Genomic DNA, 23253 nt, shown 5'->3' with positions numbered 1-23253 from the left:
TGGCTGCCACAAGGCGAACCACAATGTAATACTAAAAATAACCTAAACACGCTCGGCCACGCCGGCGCTGGAAAGGGCATATCATCCGTGAATATTCGCCATGACTCCAGCGCGAAAGCGTCGATCTACGCGTTAAATCGTAGATCGAGGGCTCTAATTCGCTTCAAACGGGTGTTTCCACCAGTAACGCATCCACTCGCTGGAAGCCACGCGGTAATTTGTTACCGCGACGACCACGTTCACCCTTGTAATGTTCCAGGTCGTCGGGGCGCAGCGACAGTGTGCGTTTACCGGCCTGGAGCACCAAGGTTGAGCCTTCCGGGATCACGGCGATGTCGGTCACGTACTCTTCGCGACTGGCAACTCGATCCCCAGCAATCCCAATAATCTTGTTGCCCTTGCCTTTGCCCAACTGCGGCAGGTCACTGATCTTGAACACCAGCAAACGCCCTTCGGTGGTCACCGACGCCAGCCAGTTGCTCTCACGGTCTTCCACCGTACGCGGCAGGATCACCTTGGCGTTGTTCGGCAGGCTCAACAACGCCTTGCCCGCCTTGTTCTTGGCCTGCAGGTCTTCACCCTTGACCACAAACCCGTAACCCGCGTCGGAGGCGATCACATACAGCGAATCGTCGTCCGGCAGCAGCACGCACTCGAAACTCGCCCCCGGTGGCGGTGTGAGCCGCCCGGTCAGCGGCTCGCCCTGGCCACGGGCCGACGGCAAGGTATGCGCCGGCACCGAATAGCTCCGCCCGGTGGAGTCGATAAACACCGCAAACTGGTTGGAACGCCCGGCGGCAGCGGTCTTGAAGCCATCACCGGCCTTGTACGAGAGGCCAGTGGCGTCAATATCATGCCCTTTGGCGGAACGAACCCAACCCTTTTCCGACAGAACGACGGTAATTTTTTCGTTAGGCAACAGTTCGGTTTCTGTCAGAGCTTTCGCTTCAGCGCGCTGAACGATTGGCGACCGACGGTCATCACCATAGGTCTCTGCGTCTTTGATCAGCTCGGTGCGCACCAGCTTCTTGAGCTTGGCTTCGCTGCCCAGCAGGGCTTGCAGCTTGGCTTGTTCCTTGAGCAGTGCATCCTGCTCGTCACGCAACTTCATCTCTTCCAGTCGCGCCAACTGACGCAAGCGGGTATCGAGGATGTAGTCGGCCTGGATCTCGCTCAGCTCGAAACGCGCGATCAGCTCGGCTTTCGGGTGCTCGGCGGTACGAATGATATGGATCACTTCGTCCAGGTTGAGGTAAGCAATCAGCAAACCGTCCAACAGGTGCAGGCGACGCTCGACCTTGTCGAGGCGGAATTGCAGGCGGCGGCGCACGGTCTGTACGCGAAATTCCAGCCACTCCACCAGCAAGTTGCGCAGGTTTTTCAGCTGCGGCTTGCCGTCCAGGCCGATGATATTGACGTTGACCCGGTAGCTGGACTCCAGGTCGGTGCTGGCAAACAGGTGCTGCATCAGTACTTCGTGGTCGACCCGGCTGTTGGTCGGGATGATCACGATACGGCATGGGTTTTCGTGGTCGGACTCGTCACGCAGGTCGGCAACTTGCGGCAGTTTCGACGGTTTGGCCTGCATCAGCGCGGCGATTTGCTCCAACACCTTGGCGCCAGACACCTGGTGCGGCAGCGCGGTGACGATTATGTCGCCGTCTTCGATGTGGTACACGGCGCGCATACGCACCGAGCCCTTGCCGGTTTCGTACATCTTCAGCAAGTCGGCGCGCGGCGTGATGATTTCCGCTTCGGTCGGGTAGTCCGGGCCCTGGATATGCTCGCAGAGCTGCTCGACCGTGGCCTTGGGCTCATCCAGCAAGCGCACGCAGGCGGCGGCGACTTCGCGCAGGTTATGCGGCGGCACGTCGGTGGCCATGCCGACCGCAATGCCGGTGGTGCCATTGAGCAGGATATTCGGCAAACGTGCCGGCAACACCAAAGGCTCCTCCAACGTGCCGTCGAAGTTCGGGCCCCAGTTCGCGGTGCCCTGGCCCAATTCGCTGAGCAGCACTTCCGAATACCGCGACAAGCGCGCTTCGGTGTAACGCATGGCGGCGAAAGACTTGGGATCATCCGGCGCACCCCAGTTACCCTGGCCGTCTACCAGCGTGTAGCGGTAGCTGAACGGCTGGGCCATCAGCACCATGGCTTCGTAGCACGCCGAGTCGCCGTGCGGGTGGAACTTACCGAGCACGTCACCGACGGTACGCGCCGACTTCTTGTGCTTGGAATCAGCGTCCAGGCCCAACTCACTCATGGCGTAGATAATGCGCCGTTGTACGGGCTTCAGGCCGTCGCCGATATGCGGCAAGGCACGGTCCATGATCACGTACATGGAGTAGTTGAGGTAGGCACTTTCGGTGAAGTCAGCCAGCGACCGGCGTTCTACGCCATCTAAGCTGTCTGCGAGGATGTCACTCATGCGGGCCTCATCATTATTTGGTCTGGCGCAGCAGCAATGTGCCGCTGCGCTGGGTAAATTCAAGTTGTTTCAATGCACTCATGCCCAGCAACACCTGTTCCCCGTCCAAGCCCGGCGCCACTAGTGCGCGGACGTCCTGCAGGACGATATCGCCCAGTTTCAGGCGATCGAGGTGGGTACGGTAGCCCTGGCTACGCCCGTTGGCGGTGCTCAAGGTCACCGGCAAGCCACGTTTAAGTCCGAGGCGGTCAGCCAATTCGGCCGGAACCGCCACATCGGTCGCGCCGGTGTCGAGCATAAACTCCACCGGCTGCCCGTTGATCTGGCCGCTGGCAACAAAATGCCCTTGGCCGTTGCCCAGCAATTTCACTTCGATGTAACCCTCGTGTTGCTCCGAGGTCACCACGGCATTGGGGTTTTCCTGACGCGCTTCCCATTGCCCAAAAAAACGTGTGGCCAAAAACAGTCCGGCCCCCCATGCCAAAAACATCAATACACGTCCGGCACGCTTGCCGGGCGGTTGTGCACTCATGGCTGGGCGCTCCAGCCACCGGCAGGGGCGGCGAAACGATAGACCACAGGCCGTTTTTCACCATCGGCACGTGGGCCAAAATTATTGTCGATGCCCAACCACGCACCGTCAGCATCCACCACCAGGGCTTCGGCCAGGCCGTAGGGCTGGGGATAGCGCCGGTTCGGCGTCAGGGTTTCGTCGGCAAACGACCAGCACAGCTCGACTTTGGCTGTGACCGCATCGCGCCGGCAAATCTGGAACGCATTGCGCTCCAGGGTAAACAGCTTGCCGTTGAACAGCGCCAGGTCGGCAAAGTCCTTGGACACCGCCTTGGCGTTGGTGAACTGCGCCGGCTGCACTTCCTGGCCGGCCTCGCTCAACAACACACAGGGGCCCTCACAATCCCAGACGCTCTGCCCGCGCTTGATCGAGATCAAGCCACGCCGCTCACGCTCTGCCGCCAACCAAATCTGAGTGCCTTGCGGGTTCACTGTCAGGCCTTCAAACAACGCATTAAAATGCAGCAACATGCCGCTGGCACGGGCTTCACGCACCATGCCAGGGGCGATTTTCAACCACTCAGGCGCACCACTCACCGGTACCTGCAGCACGGCCGCGTGGGCTTCGCTGACGATGTAACGGTTGCCGACGGCATCACAGGTGATGCCTTCAAAATCCAGGTCGCCACCGCGAATAAACGAAGCAGCCTTGGTGCGCGAACGCAAACCCCAGGGCAAGCCGGACTCGGGCACCGGCGGCACGTCGATCTTCACCGCTTCGGCTTGCCAGGTCGGCGCGCTGATATCAAGGCGGTAGATCTGGTCGTCATCGCGGTCGGAAACCGTCCACAGGTCCTTGCCACACAAGGCCAGGCCCGAGAGGTTACCGCCGCGCATGCCGTCCACCGGGTGCTCGGACACGAGTTTGAGTTCTGCCACGGGCGCGGCAACCACCTCGGTGGCCGCCAACCCGCTCAACATCAGGATCGCCAGGGCGAAACCTGTGCGCATCAGCCTAGAACCTCGGCCAGGTTACCTTTGGATTCCAGCCAGGCTTTGCGATCCGGTGCACGCTTCTTCGCCAGCAACATGTCCATCATTTCCGAGGTGCCGGCGAAGTCTTCCAGGGTCAACTGCACCAGGCGCCGCGTGTTCGGGTCCATGGTGGTTTCGCGCAACTGCGGCGGGTTCATCTCACCCAGGCCTTTAAATCGCGTGACCTGTGGCTTGCCGCGTTTTTTTTCGGCGACCAGGCGGTCGAGGATGCCATCGCGCTCGGCTTCGTCCAGGGCGTAGAAAATCTCTTTGCCCAGGTCGATACGGTACAGCGGCGGCATGGCGACGTAGACGTGACCGGCATCCACCAATGGGCGGAAGTGCTGGACGAACAGCGCACATAGCAAGGTGGCAATGTGCAAACCGTCGGAGTCGGCGTCGGCGAGGATGCAGATCTTGCCGTAGCGCAGTTGGGCAATATCAGCCGAGCCTGGATCGACACCGATGGCCACCGCGATATTGTGCACTTCCTGGCTGGCCAGGACTTCGCTGCCATCGACTTCCCAAGTGTTGAGGATCTTGCCGCGCAACGGCAGGATCGCCTGGAATTCCTTGTCCCGCGCTTGCTTGGCGGAACCACCGGCGGAGTCACCTTCCACCAAGAACAGCTCGGAACGCATCGGGTCTTGCCCGGCGCAATCGGCCAGTTTGCCCGGCAGTGCCGGGCCAGCCGTAATGCGCTTGCGCTCGACCTTTTTGCTGGCTTTGAGGCGACGGCCGGCGTTGTTGATCGCCAGTTCCGCCAGGGCCAGGCCCAGTTCCGGGTGCTCGTTGAGCCACAGGCTGAACGCATCCTTGACCACACCGGAGACAAACGCTGCGGCCTCGCGGGACGACAGGCGTTCTTTGGTCTGGCCGGAGAATTGCGGCTCCTGCATTTTCATCGACAGCACGAACGCGATGCGCTCCCACACGTCTTCCGGCGCCAGCTTCACGCCGCGTGGCAACAGGCTGCGGTATTCGCAAAATTCGCGCATGGCATCCAGCAAGCCTTGGCGCAAACCGTTGACGTGGGTGCCGCCCTGGGCGGTGGGGATCAAGTTGACGTAGCTTTCCTGCACGCTGTCGCCACCTTCGGGCAACCACAGCAGCGCCCAGTCGACGGCTTCTTTATTGCCGGCCAGGCTGCCGCAGAACGGCTCGTTGGGCAGGCGCTCGAAGTCGCTGACGGAGTCTTCCAGGTAGGAGCGCAGGCCGTCTTCGTAATGCCACTCGACCTTCTCGCCGGTGCCTTTGTCTTCAAAGCTGACCAGCAAGCCCGGGCACAACACAGCCTTGGCCTTGAGCACGTGCTTGAGGCGGCTGATGGAGAATTTGGGGGAATCGAAGTATTTCGGGTCCGGCGCGAAGTACACGCTGGTGCCGGTGTTGCGCTTGCCAACGGTGCCGATCACTTCCAGGTCGGTGGCTTTGTAGCCATCGGCGAAGGTCATCTGGTACTCGTTGCCGTCGCGCTTGACCTTGACCCGCACATGGTTCGACAGGGCGTTGACCACGGAAATACCCACACCGTGCAAGCCACCGGAGAACTGGTAGTTCTTGTTGGAGAACTTGCCGCCGGCGTGCAGCTTGGTGAGGATCAGCTCGACGCCCGACACACCCTCTTCGGGGTGGATGTCCACCGGCATGCCGCGACCGTCGTCGGACACTTCCAGGGAATGGTCGGCGTGAAGGATGACTTGTACCGACTTGGCGTGCCCGGCCAAGGCTTCGTCGACGCTGTTGTCGATGACTTCCTGGGCAAGGTGGTTCGGCCGGCTGGTGTCGGTGTACATGCCTGGGCGTTTACGCACCGGGTCGAGGCCCGAGAGGACTTCGATGGCGTCGGCGTTATAAGAGCTAGCGCTGGGAGTGGCCATGGGGTCTCGTCGTGAGTCGTTCGATTAAAAAGTAACCTGCGATTCTTACAGTGAAGAAAAATCGAAGGATTGATACTGATCTGCGCCAATGCCGGCAAAGCTCAACATGGCCGGTATTTGCTGGGCGAAGCCCTGGTAACCGTGGTCGCCACCGGCCTGGATGCGTAAAGCACAGGCCCGGTAATACTGCTGGGCGAGGCGATAGTCCAGGGTTTCATCCCCGGTTTGCAACCATACCTGGTAACGCGAGGCGTCCTGCGGAGCCGGCACTTCCAGTTCGGCCAGGGCCTCGACGTGGTCGTGGGTCAGTTCCCAGGTTTCATCGGTGTAGAGGTTCTTCTGGGTGCCCAGGTAACCGTCAAACATCCGATGCGGGCTGACCGCCGGGTTGACCAGCAGCGCCTTGAGGCCATGGCGTTCGGCAAGATGGGTTGCATAGTAGCCGCCGAGTGAGCTACCTACCAGCAGTGGCCGCCCCAGTTGCTCAATGGCTTCCTCCAATTGAGGAATCGCCTGACGCGGATGGTGATGCAGGGCCGGCACGCGTAATTGGTCGGCCAGGCCGAGGCTGTCCATCACGGTGCTCAACTGGCTGGCCTTGTTGGACGCAGGCGCGCTGTTGAAACCGTGGATATACAAGATCGAAGCAGACATGCCGGGCTCTCCGTGCGTCAGCCAAAGAGGCGCAGTTTACAGGGATCGCAGGGGTGTGTGAGGCCCTCTATCTAAAGGACACAGAAGATCCACTGTGGGAGCTGGCTGGCCTGCGATGGCGGTGTATCAGTCACACATTGGTTAACCGGCATACCGCAATCGCAGGCAAGCCAGCTCCCACATTTTGATCTGTGTTTGCAGCGTTTAATAGCCGTTGCTGCCGTAATCGATGGTGAACGCAAAGCCTTTGACCCGCTCTACCCCGGTCTCTAACCGTCCGTCGGCATGCAGGCGCAGCCACCGGTAACCCGGCGCTTGCTCGCTGACCTTGAAATCCTCGCTGCCCGGCGCGAACTGGATACAGGTAGACGGCGACGCCAGCAGGCGCACGCCGTTGCGGTCGCGGTCGATCTCCTGGTGCACATGGCCCCAGAGCACCGCCTTCACCTGTGGGAAGCGGTCGAGCACGGCAAACAAGGCCTCGGGGTTACGCAGCCCGATCGGCTCCATCCACGCAGACCCGATGGGCACTGGGTGATGGTGAAAGCACACCAGATGGTGCTGGCCCGGCGCTTCGCTCAAGGCTTGGGCAAGCAATTGCAGTTGCTGGTCTTGCAGGTAGCCCGGCACCGAGCCGGGCACGGCGGAGTCGAGCAGGGTGACGCGCCAGTTACCGATGTCGACCACCGGCTCCAGCAGATCACTGTGCACAGCGGCATGCGCCATGATCTGCGGCTCATCGTGGTTACCGGGGATCCAGCGCGCCGGGGCGTCGATCTGCCGGGTCAGGTCGCGAAACTGTTGATAGGACTCAAGCGTGCCGTCCTGGGACAAGTCCCCCGTGGCCAGCACTAAATCGATGTGCGGCTGCTGCTCGCGCACCAACTCGATCACCCGCTGCAGGCTTTCGCGGGTGTTCATGCCCAGCAGCGTGCCATCGGCCTCGGCAAACAGGTGGCTGTCGGACAATTGCACCAGCAGCGCCGGCGCATCAGGGTTCACGGTGGATACGCGGGACAAGGCGCTCTCCCAAGGCAATCACAGGAAATGGACGTTTGGCGCGATTATGCTGGGGCAGGACACAAAGAGGAAACCCAAGGAAGCAGATGCAGTTCACATCTACCGCACGACTTCGAACTCATGACCCAAGGCCAGGCAGTGGCTCAACCATTCACCGAGGAACACATTGAGCTGTGCTTTCTCATCGGGCTGGTGCATGAACACGTTTGGGTAAGGATAGATGCTGCGAAAGCGTCGCGCATGTTCGGCGCTGATCACTTCGGCCATGCGCGCATCGTGGTACACCTGCACTTCCAGTTGCGGCACCGGCAGCCACGGCAGGCTGTGCTCCTGGCGCACGCGCAAGGTGGTGGTGTACGGGCAGTTGACGATGACCTCCAGGTTCAGCACGCCGAGCATCTGGTCGCCGTGGGTCACCGCAATGCGCCGCGCCTCGGGCGTGTGGCGCATGTCGGGGAGCAAGCGCATCAGCCGCGCATAGTTGGCCTCGCAGGCGGCTTGCAACCCGATCAGGTCGACTCGATAACGTTCCCGTGCCTTTACTGCCATAACCCCCTCACTTCCGCGCGATTAAGCGCAAGCCATTGCAGGGCGATAATGCTGGCTGCGTTGGAAATTTTGCCGTCACGCACCGCCTGCAGGGCATCTTCGAAGGCCCAGGTGGTGACGCGGATATCTTCTGCCTCTTCTTCCAGTCCATGGACGCCACCCGCCCCGGCGCTGTCGCAGCGGCCCAGGTACAAGTGCACGAATTCAGTACTGCCACCGGGCGACGGGAAATATTTAGTGATCGGCCACAGCGCGGAGAATGTCAGCCCAGCTTCCTCCTCGGCTTCGCGGTGCGCAACCTCCTCCGGCTCTTCATCCTTGTCGATCAGGCCGGCGACCATTTCTATCAACCAAGGGTTGTCGGTACGGCCCATAGCGCCGACACGGAATTGCTCGATCAGCACCACTTCATCGCGCTGCGGATCATAAGGCAGCACGCACACTGCGTCATGACGAACGAAGACTTCGCGATTGATCACCCGGCTCATGCCGCCATCGAATTTTTCGTGGCGCAGCTGCACGCGATCGAGCTTGTAGAAGCCCTTGTAGGCATTGTCGCGCTGAACAATCTCGATGGTGTTCGGCGTCGATTTGGCAATGTCCGTCATATTCTTCCTCGTTAAGGCCGTGCAATTGGCGCCATCCTAACGCGCCCATGCCGGTTGGTGCAGCCCCTTTGCAGTTGCCGAGATAGACGGCGGGCGTCAAACTCACTCTAATCAGCTTAGTGGCGAACTGACGGCTTTGTTCGCAGTCGAAGCGCTACTCTTTTTCGCTTTCCATCGATTTCCGAAGGACGCACATGTCGCTTTTAAAAATCGCCTCCATGGCCTGTATTGCCTTGACCCTGGGTGCTTGCCAGAGCCTGTTCCAGCCAAGCTACCTCAAGCCGCTGGACACCCAACAAGATGCCTCTGAGCAGATCAAGCCTGGCTGCGGCAGCCCTGACTGCCCGTTAGTGAACATTGATACCGTGCACTTCCCCAGCGAGCCGCAGCTCGACAGCCTGGTGGAACAACGCCTGCTGCAGATGACCCGAACCACCCCCGGCGCCAGCGTGCCGCCGACCCTGAACGCTTACCGGGACACGTTCCTGCGCGAGTCTGCCGACCGCCACAGCATGTACTTGCAGGCCAAGGTACGTGAGCAGCATGACGGACTGGTGATCATTGAAGTGTCCAGCTACCTCGACACGGGTGTCGCCCAAGGCCAGCCCGGCCGTGGTTTCATCAACTACTCACGCGTGCTGCACAAAGCGCTAAGCCTGAACGACATGCTGTTGCCGGGCCAGGAGCAAGCGTTCTGGAACGCCGCCAAAGTCGCCCACAACAGCTGGCTGATCAACTCGCAGATGGACCGTGACCCGGCGTTCGTGAAGAACTGGCCGTTCCAGAAAACCCCGAACATCGCCCTGACCAGCAGCGGCGTGGTGCTCAAGTACAACGTGTCGACCATTGCGCCTTACGCATTGGGGCTGATCGAAATGACCATCCCCTATGCGCGCCTCACCGGCGTACTCAAGCCTGAACTGGCGCCCGCGCGCCACTGAAGGCCCGGCCCAAGATCAGTTGCAACAGCCCTGCCAGCACCAGCGCCGGCAGGGTTGCGCCGATGTCCGGATACAGGTTTGCCAGCACGTGATACGTAGCGATGCCACCCAGCCAAGCCACCAGCGCTGGCCTTTGCAGGTGGGCGACCGCGCCCTGGCCACGGCGGCGCAGGATAAAGTGATCCACCAGCACCACGCCGAACAACGGCGCAAACACTGAGCCAATCAGCAGCAGGAAGTTCTGGTACTGCGCCAACGGTGCAAAGCAGGCGATCAGGGTGCAAATCACACCGATGGCCAGCGCCAGGTGCTCGACCTTCCAACGCAGCAAAATCCCGCTGGACACCGCCGCCGAGTGAATATCGGCAAAGGCATTTTCCGACTCGTCCAACAGGATCAGCAACAGCGGAATGCCCAGGCCCGCACCCGCCAGCGCCAGCAACAACGCATTCACCTCGCCACTTGGCGCAAACGCCAGCGTGTAAGCCACGCCCAGGCTCATCAGCCAGAAATTGCCGATAAAGAAGCCAAGGGCGGTGCCGCCGAAGACATTTTTGGCGCGCTTGCCGAAGCGCGAGTAGTCGGCGATCAGCGGCAACCACGACAGCGGCATGGCGATGGCGATATCAAACCCCACCGCAAACGGCATCGAGCCGTCACCGGCCGTGGCCCACAGTGCAGCCAGGTCGGCCTTGGCGAACAGGTTCCAGGTCAGCCACAGGCAGGCGGCCAGCAACAGCCATATGCCCCATTTGCGCAGGATCTGGCGCACAAACGTCAGCGGGCCACTGACGGCGAGCAACGTCGCCAAGCCGCCGAAAAACAGCGTCCACAGTAAAGGGCTGGCCAATAGGCTGCCTTCGCTGAAGGCTCGTGTGCCCAACACGCTGGCGGCGTCGCGCATCACGATGATTTCGAACGAGCCCCAGCCGATCAGTTGCAGTAAGTTCAGCAGCGCCGGCAGGCTGGCGCCCTTGGCACCCAGGCTAAGCTTGAGCGCGGCCATGGCCGACAGGCCGGTGTCGCTGCCAATCACGCCGACGGCGGCCAGCAACAGCACACCGACCAGGGTGCCGAGGAAAATCGCCAGCAATGAACCGGACAAGCCCAGGCCCGGTGCAAGCAAGGCGCCGGTTTGCAGGACCATCAGGCCGATGCCGAGGGAAAACCACAGGGAAAACAGGTCGCGGGCGCCGAACACGCGTTTGTCGCTCGGCACCGCTATATCAGGAGAGTAGGTACTCGGTTGAATGCTCAAGGGTGTTATCTCTGAGGGGCATGATCGTTCCCACGCTCTGCGTGGGAATGCCGCTATGGACGCTCTGCGTCCGCCTTTGTGACGCGGAGCGTCACGGGATGCATTCCCACGCAGAGCGTGGGAACGATCGTGGGTGTCAGACCTTCTTGTACAACTGGCTACCTTCCTGCTTGAACCGCTGCGCCTGCTCGGCCAAGCCCTTGGCCACGTCCACATCCACCGCTTCAATACGCTGGTTGGCCGCGTACTCACGCACTTCCTGGGTGATTTTCATCGAGCAGAATTTCGGCCCACACATCGAGCAGAAATGCGCGACCTTGGCCGAGTCCTTCGGCAAGGTTTCATCGTGGTACGACCGCGCCGTGTCCGGGTCCAGGCCGAGATTGAACTGGTCTTCCCAGCGGAACTCGAAGCGCGCCTTGCTCAAGGCGTTATCGCGAATCTGCGCACCCGGGTGCCCCTTGGCCAAGTCGGCCGCATGTGCGGCGATCTTGTAGGTGATAATCCCGGTCTTCACGTCATCCTTGTTCGGCAAGCCCAGGTGTTCCTTAGGCGTGACGTAGCAGAGCATGGCGCAACCGAACCAGCCGATCATCGCCGCGCCGATGCCCGAGGTGATGTGGTCGTAGCCCGGCGCAATGTCGGTGGTCAACGGGCCGAGGGTGTAGAACGGCGCCTCGTCGCAGCATTCCAACTGCTTGTCCATGTTCTCCTTGATCAGTTGCATCGGCACGTGGCCGGGGCCTTCGATCATGGTTTGCACGTCGTGCTTCCAGGCGATCTTGGTCAGTTCGCCCAGAGTTTCCAGCTCACCGAATTGCGCGGCGTCGTTGGCGTCGGCAATCGAGCCAGGGCGCAGGCCGTCGCCGAGGGAGAAGCTAACGTCATAGGCCTTCATGATTTCGCAGATTTCTTCGAAATGCGTGTAGGCAAAGTTCTCTTTGTGGTGCGCCAGGCACCACTTGGCCATGATCGAACCGCCACGGGACACGATGCCAGTGACGCGTTTCGCGGTCAGCGGCACGTAGCGCAGCAACACGCCGGCGTGGATGGTGAAGTAGTCAACGCCCTGCTCGGCCTGTTCGATCAGGGTGTCGCGGAACAACTCCCAGGTCAGGTCTTCGGCGGCGCCGCCGACTTTTTCCAGGGCCTGGTAGATCGGCACAGTACCGATCGGCACTGGCGAGTTGCGGATGATCCACTCGCGGGTTTCGTGGATGTGCTTGCCGGTGGACAAGTCCATGATGTTGTCCGAACCCCAGCGAATCCCCCAGGTCATTTTCGCCACTTCTTCTTCAATGGACGAACCCAGGGCGCTGTTGCCGATGTTGCCGTTGATCTTCACCAGGAAGTTACGGCCAATGATCATCGGTTCCAATTCGGTGTGGTTGATGTTGGCCGGGATGATTGCGCGGCCACGGGCGATTTCTTCGCGTACAAATTCGGGCGTGATAATTTTCGGCACGCTGGCGCCGAAGCTGTGGCCAGGGTGTTGCTGCTCAAGCAGGCCGTTGGCGCGAGCTTCTTCAAGCTTCATGTTTTCGCGGATGGCGACGAATTCCATCTCCGGCGTGATGATGCCTTTGCGCGCGTAGTGCATCTGGCTGACGTTGGCGCCGGCCTTGGCTCGGCGAGGGTTTTGCAAGTGGGCAAAACGCAGCGACGCCAGCTCCGGATCGTTGAGGCGCTCCCGACCGTAGTGGGAGCTCAGGCCTGCCAGGCGCTCGGTGTCACCGCGCTCCTCAATCCATGGCGAACGGATATCGGCCAAGCCTTTGCGCACATCAATGATGACGTTCGGGTCGGTATAAGGGCCGGAGGTATCGTAGACCACCACGGGGGCGTTGATTTCGCCACCGAGATCGGTGGGTGTCACGTCAAGACTGATTTCCCGCATCGGTACGCGGATGTCTGGCCGAGTGCCTTGCACATAGATTTTTTGCGAGCGGGTAAACGGCTGCACGGAACCGGAATCGACCTTGGCCGACTCACTCAAGTGCACGGTGTTTTTCAGTTTTGTACTTTTTATTTCTGTGCTCATCACGGGCTCTCCAACTATCCAGGTGGTGGATTTTTGTCGGAGCGAACCTGTGACGGATGGACGCACTGAAACCAGTGCTGTGCTTGACGCACAAGAGCTGTTCGATTGTCGAACAACATCCCGGACGAAGCACAAGAGGACTCGCCGGGTGACGAGAAATCTTGTTCCCTACGCAGGCGCTAACCTGATCAGGTTCAACGGGATCCGGTATTTACCGATCTCAGCCTTCCAACAAGGCACCCCGACAAGAACGCGGCCAGTCTAGACCATGGCGTGGGCAAATTGCCAATAGCGGTGCATTCAGCGTGATGAATGGCGTGATTGCGGGATTGTTGCGCCGGGTCAGCGCCACTACACTCGGGCACTGCCACAATGCTTGACGCCAGGAATGGCCAGCCTTAGCCTTGGGCGCTAAATTATCGCCGTAATATTCACACTAGGGATCGCCTCATGCTGCGCAAACTCTCACTGGCTCTTGCCGTGTCTTGTGCGACCAATGGAATGGTCTGGGCAGCTGAAGCGCCCTTGTCCGCCAACACCGATTTGGTCAGCGTCTACCAAGAAGCGGTGAACAACAACGCCGACCTGGCCGCCGCCCGCGCCCAATATGGCGCGCAAAAAGAAGTGGTGCCCCAGGCCCGCGCCGGCTTGCTGCCGAACCTGTCGGCCGGCGCCGACAGCAACAACGTGCGCACCCAGATCAACCAACCGGCGGCCACCGCCAACCGTGACGCCCACTCCTGGCGTGCGACCTTGAGCCAGCCGCTGTTCCGCGCCGACCGCTGGTTCCAGCTGCAAGCCGCCGAAGCCGTCAACGAACAAGCCTCCCTGCAACTGTCGGCTACCGAACAGAACCTGATCCTGCAAAGCGCCGAGAACTACTTCGCCGTGCTGCGCGCCCAGGACAACCTGGCCTCGACCAAGGCCGAAGAAAACGCCTTCAAGCGCCAGCTCGACCAGTCCAACGAACGCTTTGACGTGGGCCTGTCGGACAAGACCGACGTGCTGCAATCCCAGGCCAGCTACGACACCGCGCGCGCCAACCGCATCGTCGCCCAGCGCCAGGTGGACGACGCCTTCGAAGCGCTGATCACCCTGACCAACCGCGAGTACAACGCCATCCAGGGCATCGTGCACACGCTGCCGGTGCTGCCGCCGGCGCCGAATGACGCCAAGGCCTGGGTCGAAACCGCCGGCCGCCAGAACCTCAACCTGCTGGCCAGCAACTACGCGGTCACCGCCGCCGAAGAAACCCTGCGCCAGCGCAAGGCTGGCCATTTGCCGACCCTCGACGCCGTGGCGCAATACGAAAAGGGTGACAACGACGCGCTGGGTTTCAGCAACCCCAACCAACTGCCGATCCCTTACGGCGGTGATGTATCGCAACGCACCATCGGCCTGCGCCTGAACATCCCGATCTACAGCGGCGGCCTCACCAGCTCGCAAGTGCGCGAATCCTATTCGCGCCTCGATCAGAGCGAGCAGCAACGCGAAGGCCTGCGCCGCCAAGTGGTGGAAAACACCCGCAACCTGCACCGCGCGGTGAACACCGATGTGGAACAGGTACAGGCACGCCGCCAGTCAATCATCTCGAACCAGAGCGCGGTGGAAGCCACGGAGATCGGTTATCAGGTGGGCACGCGCAACATCGTCGACGTGCTGGACTCGCAGCGCCAGCTCTACTCGTCGGTGCGCAACTACAACAACAGCCGCTACGACTACATCCTCGACAACCTGCGCTTGAAGCAGGCCGCGGGCACGTTGAACCCAGGGGATTTGCAGGACCTGTCGCGCTACCTCAAGGCGGATTACAACCCGGACAAGGACTTCCTGCCGCCTGACCTGGCCAAAGCGGCCGCCGAGCAGCTAAAGGCCCGCCCCGGCTACTAAGCACAGCGCAAAACCAATGTGGGAGCTGGCTTGGCTGCGATGCAGGCACCGCGGTGTATCAGTTACACCTGGGTGATGCTATCGCAGGCAAGCCAGCTCCCACATTTGGATCAGGTTGGGTCAGTGATTGATCAGCCTGTCCAAGCCATCCAGCAAGCGCTTGAGCGCGCCCTGGTTGGCCTGCATCACCGCAAGCCCCGCCTCTGCCATCTTGCGCGCATCCTGCGGCAGCTCGAACAGTTGCCGCACGGCCTCGGCCAAACCGTCTGCATCATCCACCTCACGCAACGCCCCCGCCTCGCGCATCATCGCGCTGATTTCGAGGAAGTTGAACAGGTGCGGCCCCATGATCACAGGCTTGGCCAGCGCTGCCGGCTCCAGCGGGTTGTGCCCGCCGGTGGGCACCAGGCTGCCGCCGACAAAGGCGCTGTCGGCCAGGGCGTAGAGAAACAGCAACTCACCCATGGTGTCGCCGAGCAGCACCGAGGTGTACGCGGTCACGGGCTCACCACTGGAACGGCGCACCGTGGCAAATCCTTGGTGCGCGCATAATTCAAACATCGGGCCGAAACGTTCCTGATGGCGCGGCACCAGAATCAATAGCGCATTGGGATAGCTGTCGAGCAGCTGGCGATGGGCAGCCAGCACCACGTCGTCTTCGCCTTGATGGGTGCTGGCCGCGATCCACACCGGGCGCTCGCTGGCGCCCCATTGCTCACGCAACGCGGCGGCGCGCACCGCAAGCTCGGGGTCGATGGTCAGGTCGAACTTGATCGAACCGGTGACTTCGACGGTTTCCGGGCGCGCGCCCAGGCTCAGGAAACGCTGGGCTTCGGTGTGCGTCTGTACCGCGAACAGGCTCATTTCAGACAGCATGGGCGCGGTGAGTTTGGCGAACCGCGCATAGCCTTTGGCCGAACGCGCCGACAACCGCGCGTTGGCCAGCGCCACCGGAATGCCGCGCTGGGCGCAAGCGTGGATGTGGTTAGGCCACAGCTCGGTTTCCATGATCACCGCCAGCTTGGGTTGCACGCGATCGAGAAAACGCTTGGCGGCGCAGGGCAAATCGTACGGCAAGTAGCAGTGCTGAATGCGCGGCTCATTGGCGAACAGCGCCTGGATGCGCTCGGACCCGGTGGGCGTCATGCAGGTGACGGTAATCGGCAACGTCGGATGGCGCGCCAGCAGCCCGCGAATCATCGGCGCGGCGGCGATGCTTTCGCCCACCGACACGGCATGCACCCAGATCCCACCGGGTTGCATGACCGGCAGGCCGTAGGAAAAGCGTTCGCCGATGCGTTTGGCATAGGCCGGCGCCTTGCGCGCACGCAGCCACAAACGTAAAGCCACCAGCGGCAGCGCCAGGTAAAACAGACAGCTGTAGAGAGTTCTATTCATGGCGGCGGAGTTTATCGGCTTTTTCAGTCAATCGCCTGCAAGCACTCGGCAAATCGTTCGGCCAGGAAGCGCGCAGCGGGGCCCAGGTGTTCGTCACGGCGCCAGACCAGCTCCACGACTAGCGCAGGCGGCGTCCATTCGCTGTCCAGTTCAACCATTTGTTGTTGATAAGTGGGGTACTGCACGATATGCCGCGGCAGCCATGCCCAGCCCAGCCCACTCATCAGCCATTCGGCCAACACGTAGAAACTGTCGGCGCGCCACACCAGCGGGCTGGCGGCTTCACTGCCGGGGTAGACACTGGTCTGGGTCGACATCAGCAACTGGCGGAACTGCGCCAAGTGCTGGCACGTCACGTACTTCTCCTTGGCCAGCGGGTGATTCACGCCGCACACCGTGACCATTTCCACGCTGCCCACCACACGCCGCTCAAGGGCTTCGGGGATTTGGTCGTGATAGAACAGCAAGCCCAGGTCAGCCTTACGCTCCACCAACTTGCGCGCCACATCGCCCTGAGCGGCGCTGGACAGCTGCACTTCCAGCAGTGGATATCGCCCGGCCAGCGCCTCAAGGCTGTCGAGCACCGGTTGGAACAGCATGGCTTCGTCCTGGGCCAGACGCAGGCAGGCTTCCTCGCCGCGCGTCAGCGACAACGCGCGGCCATTGAGCCGCTCACACTGGCGCAACACTTCGCGGGCTTCTTCCAACAACACACTGCCGGCTTCGGTCAGGCGCGGCTGGCGGCCACTGCTACGGTCGAACAGGCTCAGCCCAAGGTCGGCCTCGAGCAGGGCAATGCCATTGCTCACCGCCGATTGCGCCTTGCGCTGGTCGCGTGCCACCGCCGAAAATGAACGCTGTTCGGCGACACTGACAAACAGGCGCATCTGTTCCAGGTTCCACTGCACGCTCATGGCTCAACCCATCTTTAAATCGGATAGGTAATGACTTTACCCCATCTTTCCAAGCGTTAGAATGCCGACCTTATCAAGCACGCATCGCACCGAGGATTACCCCATGAATGTCGCTTACCTCTATTTGGCCATTGCCATTTGCTCGGAAGTGGTCGCGACCGTTTCCATGAAAGCCGTCAAGGGCTTGAACACGCCGATCCCATTGCTTCTGATGATTGTGGGGTATGCCATAGCGTTCTGGATGCTCACCCTAGTGGTGCGCACGGTGCCGGTGGGCATCGCCTACGCGGTCTGGGCAGGACTGGGGATTGTGATGGTCAGTGTCGCCGCGCTGTTTATCTACGGCCAGAAGCTGGATATCCCGGCGATGCTGGGGATGGGCCTGATTGTGCTGGGCGTGGTGGTGATTCAGCTGTTCTCGAAAACCGCCGGGCACTGATCACCGCTCAACAGCCTGTATACTGCGCCTCTTGTCTTGAACACTGAGGTCGCCCATGCCATCCGTTATGTCCACCGACGTTCTGATTGTCGGCGCCGGGGTTGCCGGCCTCTGGCTCAATGCGCGCCTGCGCAGCCAGGGGTTTTCCACGGTGTTGGTGGAAAGCGCCACCTTGGGTGGCGGGCAAAGCGTGAAGTCCCAAGGGATTATTCACGGCGGTGCGAAATACGCCCTGCACGGCGCCCTCACCGGCGCCTCCGAAGCGATTGCCGACATGCCGCGCCGCTGGCGCGAAGCCCTGGCCGGTAACGGCGAGCTGGACCTGTCCGGCGTGCGCCTGCTGTCCGAGGCCCACTACCTGTGGTCGCCCGGCACCCTCGCCGGCAACCTCACCAGCTTCTTCGCCAGCAAAGCCGTGCGTGGCCGTGTCGACCAAGTCAAAGGTGATGAGTTGCCGCCGGCCCTGCAAGACCGCCGCTTCAAGGGCAAGGTCTATCGCCTGGCGGAGTTGGTCGTGGATGTGCCCAGCCTGATCGAACGCCTGGCGCAATTGGCCGGTGACGGTTTGCTCGCCGGGCAACACATCGAACCGCTGCTGGAAGGCGACACCTTGGTCGGCTTGAAGGTGGATGGCCGCGAGATCCGCGCCCAGCGCATCGTATTCAGCGCCGGTGGCGGCACGGCTGATCTGCTGAGTGCACTGGGCCTCAGCCAGCCAGCCATGCAAAAGCGCCCGCTGCATATGATCATCGCCAAAGGCCCGGGCCTCAAACCGCTGTACGCGCACTGCCTGGGCGGCGGCACCAAGCCGCGCCTCACCATCACCACCCACCCGGCCGCCGATGGCAACTGGGTGTGGTACATGGGCGGCGACATCGCTGAAGCCGATGGCGTGGCACGCACACCTGAAGAACAGATCGCCACTGCGCAAAAAGAGCTGGCGCACTTGCTGCCGTGGATCGACATGAGCCAAACCCAGTGGGCAACCCTGCGCGTCGACCGTGCCGAGCCGCTGCAATCAGGTCTGTCCCGCCCCGACAACGCCTTCCTCGCCGAGCAGGGCCGCCTGTTGGTGGGTTGGCCGACCAAACTGGCGCTGGCGCCGGACTTCGCTGACCGCGTGCTCAGCGCCCTGGAACGCGACGGCATCCGCCCACGTGCTACCGAAGCCCTGCCCGAACTGCCAAAACCGGCCCTGGGCCAACCTGCCTGGGAGCAACTGTTGCCATGAGCCTGCCTACCCTGCACGACCTGCATCGCCCGCTGGGCAGCACCGGCTTGCTGGTGTCGCCACTGGGCCTGGGCACCGTGAAGCTGGGCCGCGATCAAGGGGTGAAATACCCCAGCGGCTTCCAGATTCCGGATGACGATGAAGCACGAATGTTGCTGCGCCAGGCCCGCCAGCTGGGCATCAACCTGATCGACACCGCACCGGCTTATGGCCGCAGCGAAGAACGCCTGGGGCCGCTGCTACGCGGCCAACGCAAGCACTGGGTGATCGTCAGCAAGGTCGGCGAAGAGTTTGCCGATGGCGTGTCCCATCACGATTTCAGTGCCGCCCATACCCGCATGTCGATCGAGCGCAGCTTGAAACGACTTGAAACTGATTTTATCGACCTGGTGCTGGTGCACTCCGACGGCAACGATTTGCATATCCTCAACGATTGCGAGGTGTACCAGACCCTGGCGGAGCTGAAAAAAGAGGGCAAGATTCGCGGTTTCGGCTTCTCCGGTAAAACCGTCGAAGGCGGCGTGAAGGCTCTGGAACAAGGCGATTGCGCCATGGTCACCTACAATCTGAACTCACGGTGCGAGAAAGCCGTCATTGATTATGCAGCCGCACACGGCAAGGGTATTTTGGTGAAAAAGGCCCTGGCCAGCGGCCACGTGTGCCTGGAGCCAGGAATGGATCCAATTCAAGCCAGTTTCATCTTGTTGTTTGCGCAAACGGGCGTCGCCAGTGCTATTGTCGGGACCATTAATCCGCTGCACCTGGCCCATAACGTGGCGACCGCTGCCAAGGTCATTCGTCAACTCTGATGCCGCCCACGCGGCCGACCCCGTCGCAAGAAGGAGCCGACATGCCGCGCACGCTCATTAGAAAAAACCCCAGCAACTTTAAAACACTGCCGCTGCACGTCGAAGCCACCCCCGAAGGCCTGAGTTACCAGAGCGTGGGCATGCCGCTCAACTTTGCCCAGACCCTGCAACGGCGCAAGCCGGTGGAGGTGGCAGACCCCGAGCGTTTCGCCCTGGAACTGGCGAACCTCGGCGTGTCGGTGCGCCTGACCCTGCATTGGCAAAACAAGGATTACTGGGTGCTGGTGCGCCAACGCCGCCAGGACCGTGGCGATGTGGTGCTCAAGCTGATCTCCGGCTACGTCCCCGCCCATGAGCTGAACCTGCCGCTGCACACCGCCATCCAGGAAATTGCCGAAGAATGCTTGCTGGAAACGCCAGAAGGCTGGCTGGGCGGGCGCTTCAACGACACGTGGCTACCGGCGCCCTACTCCGCCGCCCTGCATTACCGCGAAGCCCTGCCATTTCGCCTGAGCCCGTTGTCGGGCGCCGCACGCCCGGTGCGCTGCGCGACCATGCAATTGATCGAACGCCCACGGGCTTATGTGCACCTGCCGACCGCGTCGCTGCAATTGATTTATGACTTGCGTCTTGAGGTGCCTAAGGAAGCCAAATCCCTCAGCCTGTTTCACGTGGATGAGCGGCTCGAAGGCGACCAGTTGGTGGCGCGCCTGAACCGTCAGCGCCCGGACCTGTATCTGATGCCGCTAAAAGACGGCCAACCGTTGGCTGAGCTGTACACGGTGAAGAAAGACCAGCTGTATCCGGCCAGTACCCGCGGCCTGTACCTGGCCGAAAGTTTTGCCCAACAGGAAGGCTGGTTAGTGCGCGATGAGCGGATTCGTTGGAAGGATTGGCTGAGGCAGCAAGGGCTGGCTGAGCCTGAGAAGGAGTCGAAGCTCAAGCGCCTGACTGGCAAGGCGCGGCTGATGTTGCGCAAGATTGTGCCGAAGAAAAAAGCCAAGGGCTGATACCCGTCGATCGTTCCCACGCTCTGCGTGGGAACGCCGCCCCGGAAGCTCCGCGCCCTGATGTCAGCGCTTGTGCAATGTGACGCCGAGCGTCACAGGATGCATTCCCACGCAGAGCGTGGGAATGATCTGGTGCTCAGCCGTTGAGCAACCGCTCCAGCCCAACCTTCAACGGAGTAGGCTCAGGCAACTTGAAACTCGCCAGCAGCCGCTGATTGTTCGCCCGCGAATGCCGGATATCCCCCGAGCGCGCCGGCCCGTAAGTGATCGCGGGCAACTGACCCACCACCTCTTCCAGCGCCTGCAACACCTGCTTAAGCGTGGTGGTACGGTTCCAGCCGACGTTGATCGCACCCAGCGGTGCTTCAGGTGCCTCAATGGCCTGCACCAGCACATCCACCAAGTCTTCCACGTACATGAAGTCTCGGGTCTGCTCACCATCGCCAAACACGGCAATCGGCACACCCTGCTGCACGCGCTCACTGAAGATACTGATCACCCCGGAATACGGCGATGACGGATCCTGGCGTGGCCCGAAGATGTTGAAGAAGCGGAAAACCACCGGCTCCAGGCCATGCTGGCGGCGGTAGAAGTCAAAGTAGTGCTCACCGGCCAACTTGTCGGAGGCGTAGGGTGTCAGCGGCGCCTTGGTGGTCGCTTCGTCAATCGAATCGCCCTCGCCGTTGTTGCCATACACCGCCGCACTGGAGGCATACACCACCCGCTTGACCCCTGCCTTGCGCATGGCCTCGCAGACATTCAGGGTGCCGACGAAATTGCTTTGGTGAGTACTCACCGGGTCATCCACCGACGCCTGTACCGAGGCCACTGCCGCCAAGTGCACCACGGCGGTCACGCCAACGGCGGCTTGCGCCACCAGCTCGGCATTGGCCACGTTGCCTTCGATCAGTTGTACGCGCGGGTTGCCCAGCGGCAGATTGCTGCGCTTGCCGGTGGACAGGTCATCCAACACCCGCACGGCGTAGCCGCTGGCGAGCAAGGCATCAACCAGGTGCGAACCGATAAAGCCGGCACCGCCGGTGATCAGGACCCACTTATCAGCGTTACTCATTGTTGCGGATCTTCTCGACGATGGCCGTGGTCGAGCTGTTTTCAACCAGCCCCAGCACTTTGACCTTACCACCGTAGGCGCCGACGAGATCGGCACCCACGACCTGGTCGACGGCGTAGTCGCCGCCCTTGACCAGCACGTCCGGCTTGACCTGGGCCAGCAGGTTTTCCGGGGTGCCTTCAGAGAAGCTGATCACCCAGTCCACCGCGCCCAAACCTGCCAAGACTGCCATGCGTCGGTCGACACTGTTGATCGGGCGGCCCGGGCCTTTCAACCGGCTGACCGAAGCATCGTCATTGACCGCAACGATCAGGCGATCGCCTTGGGCGCGCGCCTGTTCCAGGTACGTCACATGACCGGCATGCAGGATGTCGAAACAGCCATTGGTGAACACAATGCTTTCGTTATGTGCGCGCGCATCGTCAATCGCCAGCAGCAACTGCTCGATAGTCAGCACTCCACGCTCGGAACCTTCGGAACGCTGGATAGCGCGCCGCAGCTCAGGTGCACTGATGGCCGCAGTACCCAGTTTGCCGACCACGATGCCCGCGGCCAGATTGGCCAGGGCCACGGCGTGGGGCAATTCCTCACCGGCGGCGATCGAGGCGGCCAGGGTGGAAATCACGGTGTCACCGGCGCCGGTGACGTCGAACACTTCACGGGCACGCGCCGGCAGGTGCATCGCCGGATGGCCCGGGCGCAACAGGGTCATGCCGTGCTCGCCACGGGTCACCAGCAAGGCGCCCAGGTCGAGGTCGGCCATCAACGTGGCGCCTTTGGTCACCAGTTCGTGCTCATCGGCGCAACCACCGACGATGGCTTCGAACTCACTGAGGTTTGGCGTGATCAGGCTGGCGCCCCGATAAATCGAAAAGTCCTTGCCCTTGGGATCAGCCAGTACCGGGATGTTGCGGGCCTTGGCGGCCTGGATGAGCATCTGGTGGTTCTTCAGGGCGCCTTTGCCGTAGTCGGACAAAACCAGCACCTTGATGCCTTCGAGCAAACTGTCGACCTGGTCGCTGAGGGCCAGGGCGTCGGTGGCGAAGGGTTCTTCAAAATCGATACGCAGCAATTGCTGGTGACGGCTCATGACCCGCAGCTTGACGATGGTCGGCTGATGGGCAATGCGCTGGAACAGCGCACGCACGCCGGCACCGCGCAGGCTGTTAGCCAGGCTGTCGGCGGCTTCGTCGTCGCCGGTCACACCCACCAAGGAGGCCGGGGCACCGAGGGCGGCAATATTAAGGGCAACGTTGGCAGCGCCACCTGGACGGTCTTCGATTTGCTCGACCTTGACTACCGGTACCGGTGCCTCAGGGGAAATCCGTGAGGTACCGCCATGCCAGTAACGGTCGAGCATGACATCGCCCACCACCAAGACAGGGGCTTGATCGAATCGCGGCATGGACAACTTCATGGAGCAACCCACATACAAAATGAACAGGGGCGCGATATTAGCACAGGGTTACAGGAGGCTTGTGGAGGGCGTGACAGAAGATGTCGCGGCAGACACGGGAGTGAATCCGCTGATGAACACCTGTGGGAGCGGGCTTGCCCGCGATA

Annotated in this window: 20 protein-coding genes and 1 riboswitch; of the genes, 6 read left to right on the top strand and 14 right to left on the bottom strand. The window is 61.5% G+C overall.

The annotated features are described in order from the left end of the window. Window positions 1–163 precede the first annotated feature (163 nt). The 8 genes from parC to ACI77I_RS03555 all read right to left on the bottom strand — a co-directional run bounded on the left by parC (window position 164) and on the right by ACI77I_RS03555 (window position 8687). Window positions 164–2428 carry a DNA topoisomerase IV subunit A gene (gene parC / locus ACI77I_RS03590; RefSeq protein WP_094950985.1) on the bottom strand — a complete coding sequence of 755 codons (2265 nt, stop codon included), beginning with the start codon at window positions 2426–2428 and terminating at the stop codon, window positions 164–166. Between the two features lie 13 nt (window positions 2429–2441). Then, window positions 2442–2960, bottom strand: a complete 519-nt coding sequence (locus tag ACI77I_RS03585) for a TIGR02281 family clan AA aspartic protease (protein WP_094950986.1) — start codon at window positions 2958–2960, stop codon at window positions 2442–2444. Further along, the gene (locus tag ACI77I_RS03580; RefSeq protein WP_263274414.1) at window positions 2957–3952 is read right to left on the bottom strand and encodes an esterase-like activity of phytase family protein; all 996 of its coding nucleotides are present in this window, start codon (window positions 3950–3952) and stop codon (window positions 2957–2959) included. Before ACI77I_RS03580 ends, ACI77I_RS03585 begins: the two co-directional genes overlap by 4 nt. Then, complete coding sequence (gene parE / locus ACI77I_RS03575) at window positions 3952–5856, bottom strand: DNA topoisomerase IV subunit B (protein WP_094950988.1); 1905 nt, start codon at window positions 5854–5856, stop codon at window positions 3952–3954. Before parE ends, ACI77I_RS03580 begins: the two co-directional genes overlap by 1 nt. A 45-nt stretch (window positions 5857–5901) precedes the next feature. Next, window positions 5902–6510 (bottom strand): YqiA/YcfP family alpha/beta fold hydrolase, encoded by a 609-nt coding sequence (locus tag ACI77I_RS03570; RefSeq protein ID WP_094950989.1) that lies wholly within the window; start codon window positions 6508–6510, stop codon window positions 5902–5904. Between the two features lie 204 nt (window positions 6511–6714). Continuing rightward, window positions 6715–7530, bottom strand: a complete 816-nt coding sequence (gene cpdA / locus ACI77I_RS03565; RefSeq protein WP_094953741.1) for a 3',5'-cyclic-AMP phosphodiesterase — start codon at window positions 7528–7530, stop codon at window positions 6715–6717. 99 nt (window positions 7531–7629) lie between these two features. Further along, a complete protein-coding gene (locus ACI77I_RS03560; RefSeq protein WP_094953740.1) occupies window positions 7630–8079 on the bottom strand; it encodes a DUF1249 domain-containing protein in 450 nt (149 codons plus the stop codon). Continuing rightward, a complete protein-coding gene (locus ACI77I_RS03555; protein ID WP_094953739.1) occupies window positions 8070–8687 on the bottom strand; it encodes an NUDIX domain-containing protein in 618 nt (205 codons plus the stop codon). The genes ACI77I_RS03560 and ACI77I_RS03555 overlap by 10 nt, the downstream gene beginning before the upstream one ends. 194 nt (window positions 8688–8881) lie before the next feature. Between ACI77I_RS03555 and ACI77I_RS03550 the strand changes: the two genes are divergently transcribed. Further along, window positions 8882–9628, top strand: a complete 747-nt coding sequence (locus ACI77I_RS03550; protein WP_406996972.1) for an RsiV family protein — start codon at window positions 8882–8884, stop codon at window positions 9626–9628. On the opposite strand, the gene cytX is transcribed toward ACI77I_RS03550, so the two are convergent. Beyond that, window positions 9597–10886 carry a putative hydroxymethylpyrimidine transporter CytX gene (gene cytX / locus ACI77I_RS03545; protein ID WP_242154084.1) on the bottom strand — a complete coding sequence of 430 codons (1290 nt, stop codon included), beginning with the start codon at window positions 10884–10886 and terminating at the stop codon, window positions 9597–9599. The genes ACI77I_RS03550 and cytX overlap by 32 nt on opposite strands. 136 nt (window positions 10887–11022) lie before the next feature. Beyond that, window positions 11023–12927 (bottom strand): phosphomethylpyrimidine synthase ThiC, encoded by a 1905-nt coding sequence (gene thiC / locus ACI77I_RS03540; RefSeq protein ID WP_406996971.1) that lies wholly within the window; start codon window positions 12925–12927, stop codon window positions 11023–11025. Between the two features lie 148 nt (window positions 12928–13075). Next, a riboswitch (TPP riboswitch) is annotated at window positions 13076–13181 on the bottom strand. 196 nt (window positions 13182–13377) lie between these two features. Here thiC and ACI77I_RS03535 point away from each other — a divergent pair. Beyond that, window positions 13378–14817: a TolC family outer membrane protein gene (locus ACI77I_RS03535; protein ID WP_094953735.1), complete on the top strand. Its 1440-nt coding sequence runs from the start codon at window positions 13378–13380 to the stop codon at window positions 14815–14817. A 120-nt stretch (window positions 14818–14937) separates the two neighbouring features. On the opposite strand, the gene waaA is transcribed toward ACI77I_RS03535, so the two are convergent. Then, window positions 14938–16215 carry a lipid IV(A) 3-deoxy-D-manno-octulosonic acid transferase gene (waaA, locus tag ACI77I_RS03530; protein ID WP_406996970.1) on the bottom strand — a complete coding sequence of 426 codons (1278 nt, stop codon included), beginning with the start codon at window positions 16213–16215 and terminating at the stop codon, window positions 14938–14940. Between the two features lie 23 nt (window positions 16216–16238). Beyond that, complete coding sequence (locus ACI77I_RS03525; protein WP_094952883.1) at window positions 16239–17129, bottom strand: LysR family transcriptional regulator; 891 nt, start codon at window positions 17127–17129, stop codon at window positions 16239–16241. 103 nt (window positions 17130–17232) lie between these two features. Here ACI77I_RS03525 and ACI77I_RS03520 point away from each other — a divergent pair, with 103 nt between their 5' ends. The 4 genes from ACI77I_RS03520 to ACI77I_RS03505 are packed head-to-tail and all read left to right on the top strand — an operon-like array spanning window position 17233 to window position 20618. After that, complete coding sequence (locus tag ACI77I_RS03520; protein WP_094952884.1) at window positions 17233–17568, top strand: multidrug efflux SMR transporter; 336 nt, start codon at window positions 17233–17235, stop codon at window positions 17566–17568. 55 nt (window positions 17569–17623) lie between these two features. Beyond that, entirely contained in the window at window positions 17624–18799 is a 1176-nt protein-coding gene (locus tag ACI77I_RS03515; protein ID WP_406996969.1) for an NAD(P)/FAD-dependent oxidoreductase, read from the top strand. Continuing rightward, window positions 18796–19608, top strand: coding sequence for an aldo/keto reductase (locus ACI77I_RS03510; RefSeq protein WP_406996968.1), 813 nt, complete (start codon window positions 18796–18798; stop codon window positions 19606–19608). The genes ACI77I_RS03515 and ACI77I_RS03510 overlap by 4 nt, the downstream gene beginning before the upstream one ends. Before the next feature lie 41 nt (window positions 19609–19649). Beyond that, window positions 19650–20618 carry a metal ABC transporter ATPase gene (locus ACI77I_RS03505; protein ID WP_094952887.1) on the top strand — a complete coding sequence of 323 codons (969 nt, stop codon included), beginning with the start codon at window positions 19650–19652 and terminating at the stop codon, window positions 20616–20618. Window positions 20619–20754: 136 nt separating this feature from the next. On the opposite strand, the gene ACI77I_RS03500 is transcribed toward ACI77I_RS03505, so the two are convergent. Continuing rightward, window positions 20755–21690, bottom strand: a complete 936-nt coding sequence (locus ACI77I_RS03500) for an NAD-dependent epimerase/dehydratase family protein (protein ID WP_094952888.1) — start codon at window positions 21688–21690, stop codon at window positions 20755–20757. Further along, the gene (hldE, locus tag ACI77I_RS03495) at window positions 21683–23107 is read right to left on the bottom strand and encodes a bifunctional D-glycero-beta-D-manno-heptose-7-phosphate kinase/D-glycero-beta-D-manno-heptose 1-phosphate adenylyltransferase HldE (protein ID WP_242154081.1); all 1425 of its coding nucleotides are present in this window, start codon (window positions 23105–23107) and stop codon (window positions 21683–21685) included. The genes ACI77I_RS03500 and hldE overlap by 8 nt, the downstream gene beginning before the upstream one ends. Window positions 23108–23253 lie beyond the last annotated feature (146 nt).

The organism is Pseudomonas sp. D47, assembly GCF_045447305.1.
Lineage (GTDB): Bacteria > Pseudomonadota > Gammaproteobacteria > Pseudomonadales > Pseudomonadaceae > Aquipseudomonas.
This window is presented reverse-complemented; position numbering and strand designations above follow the sequence as displayed.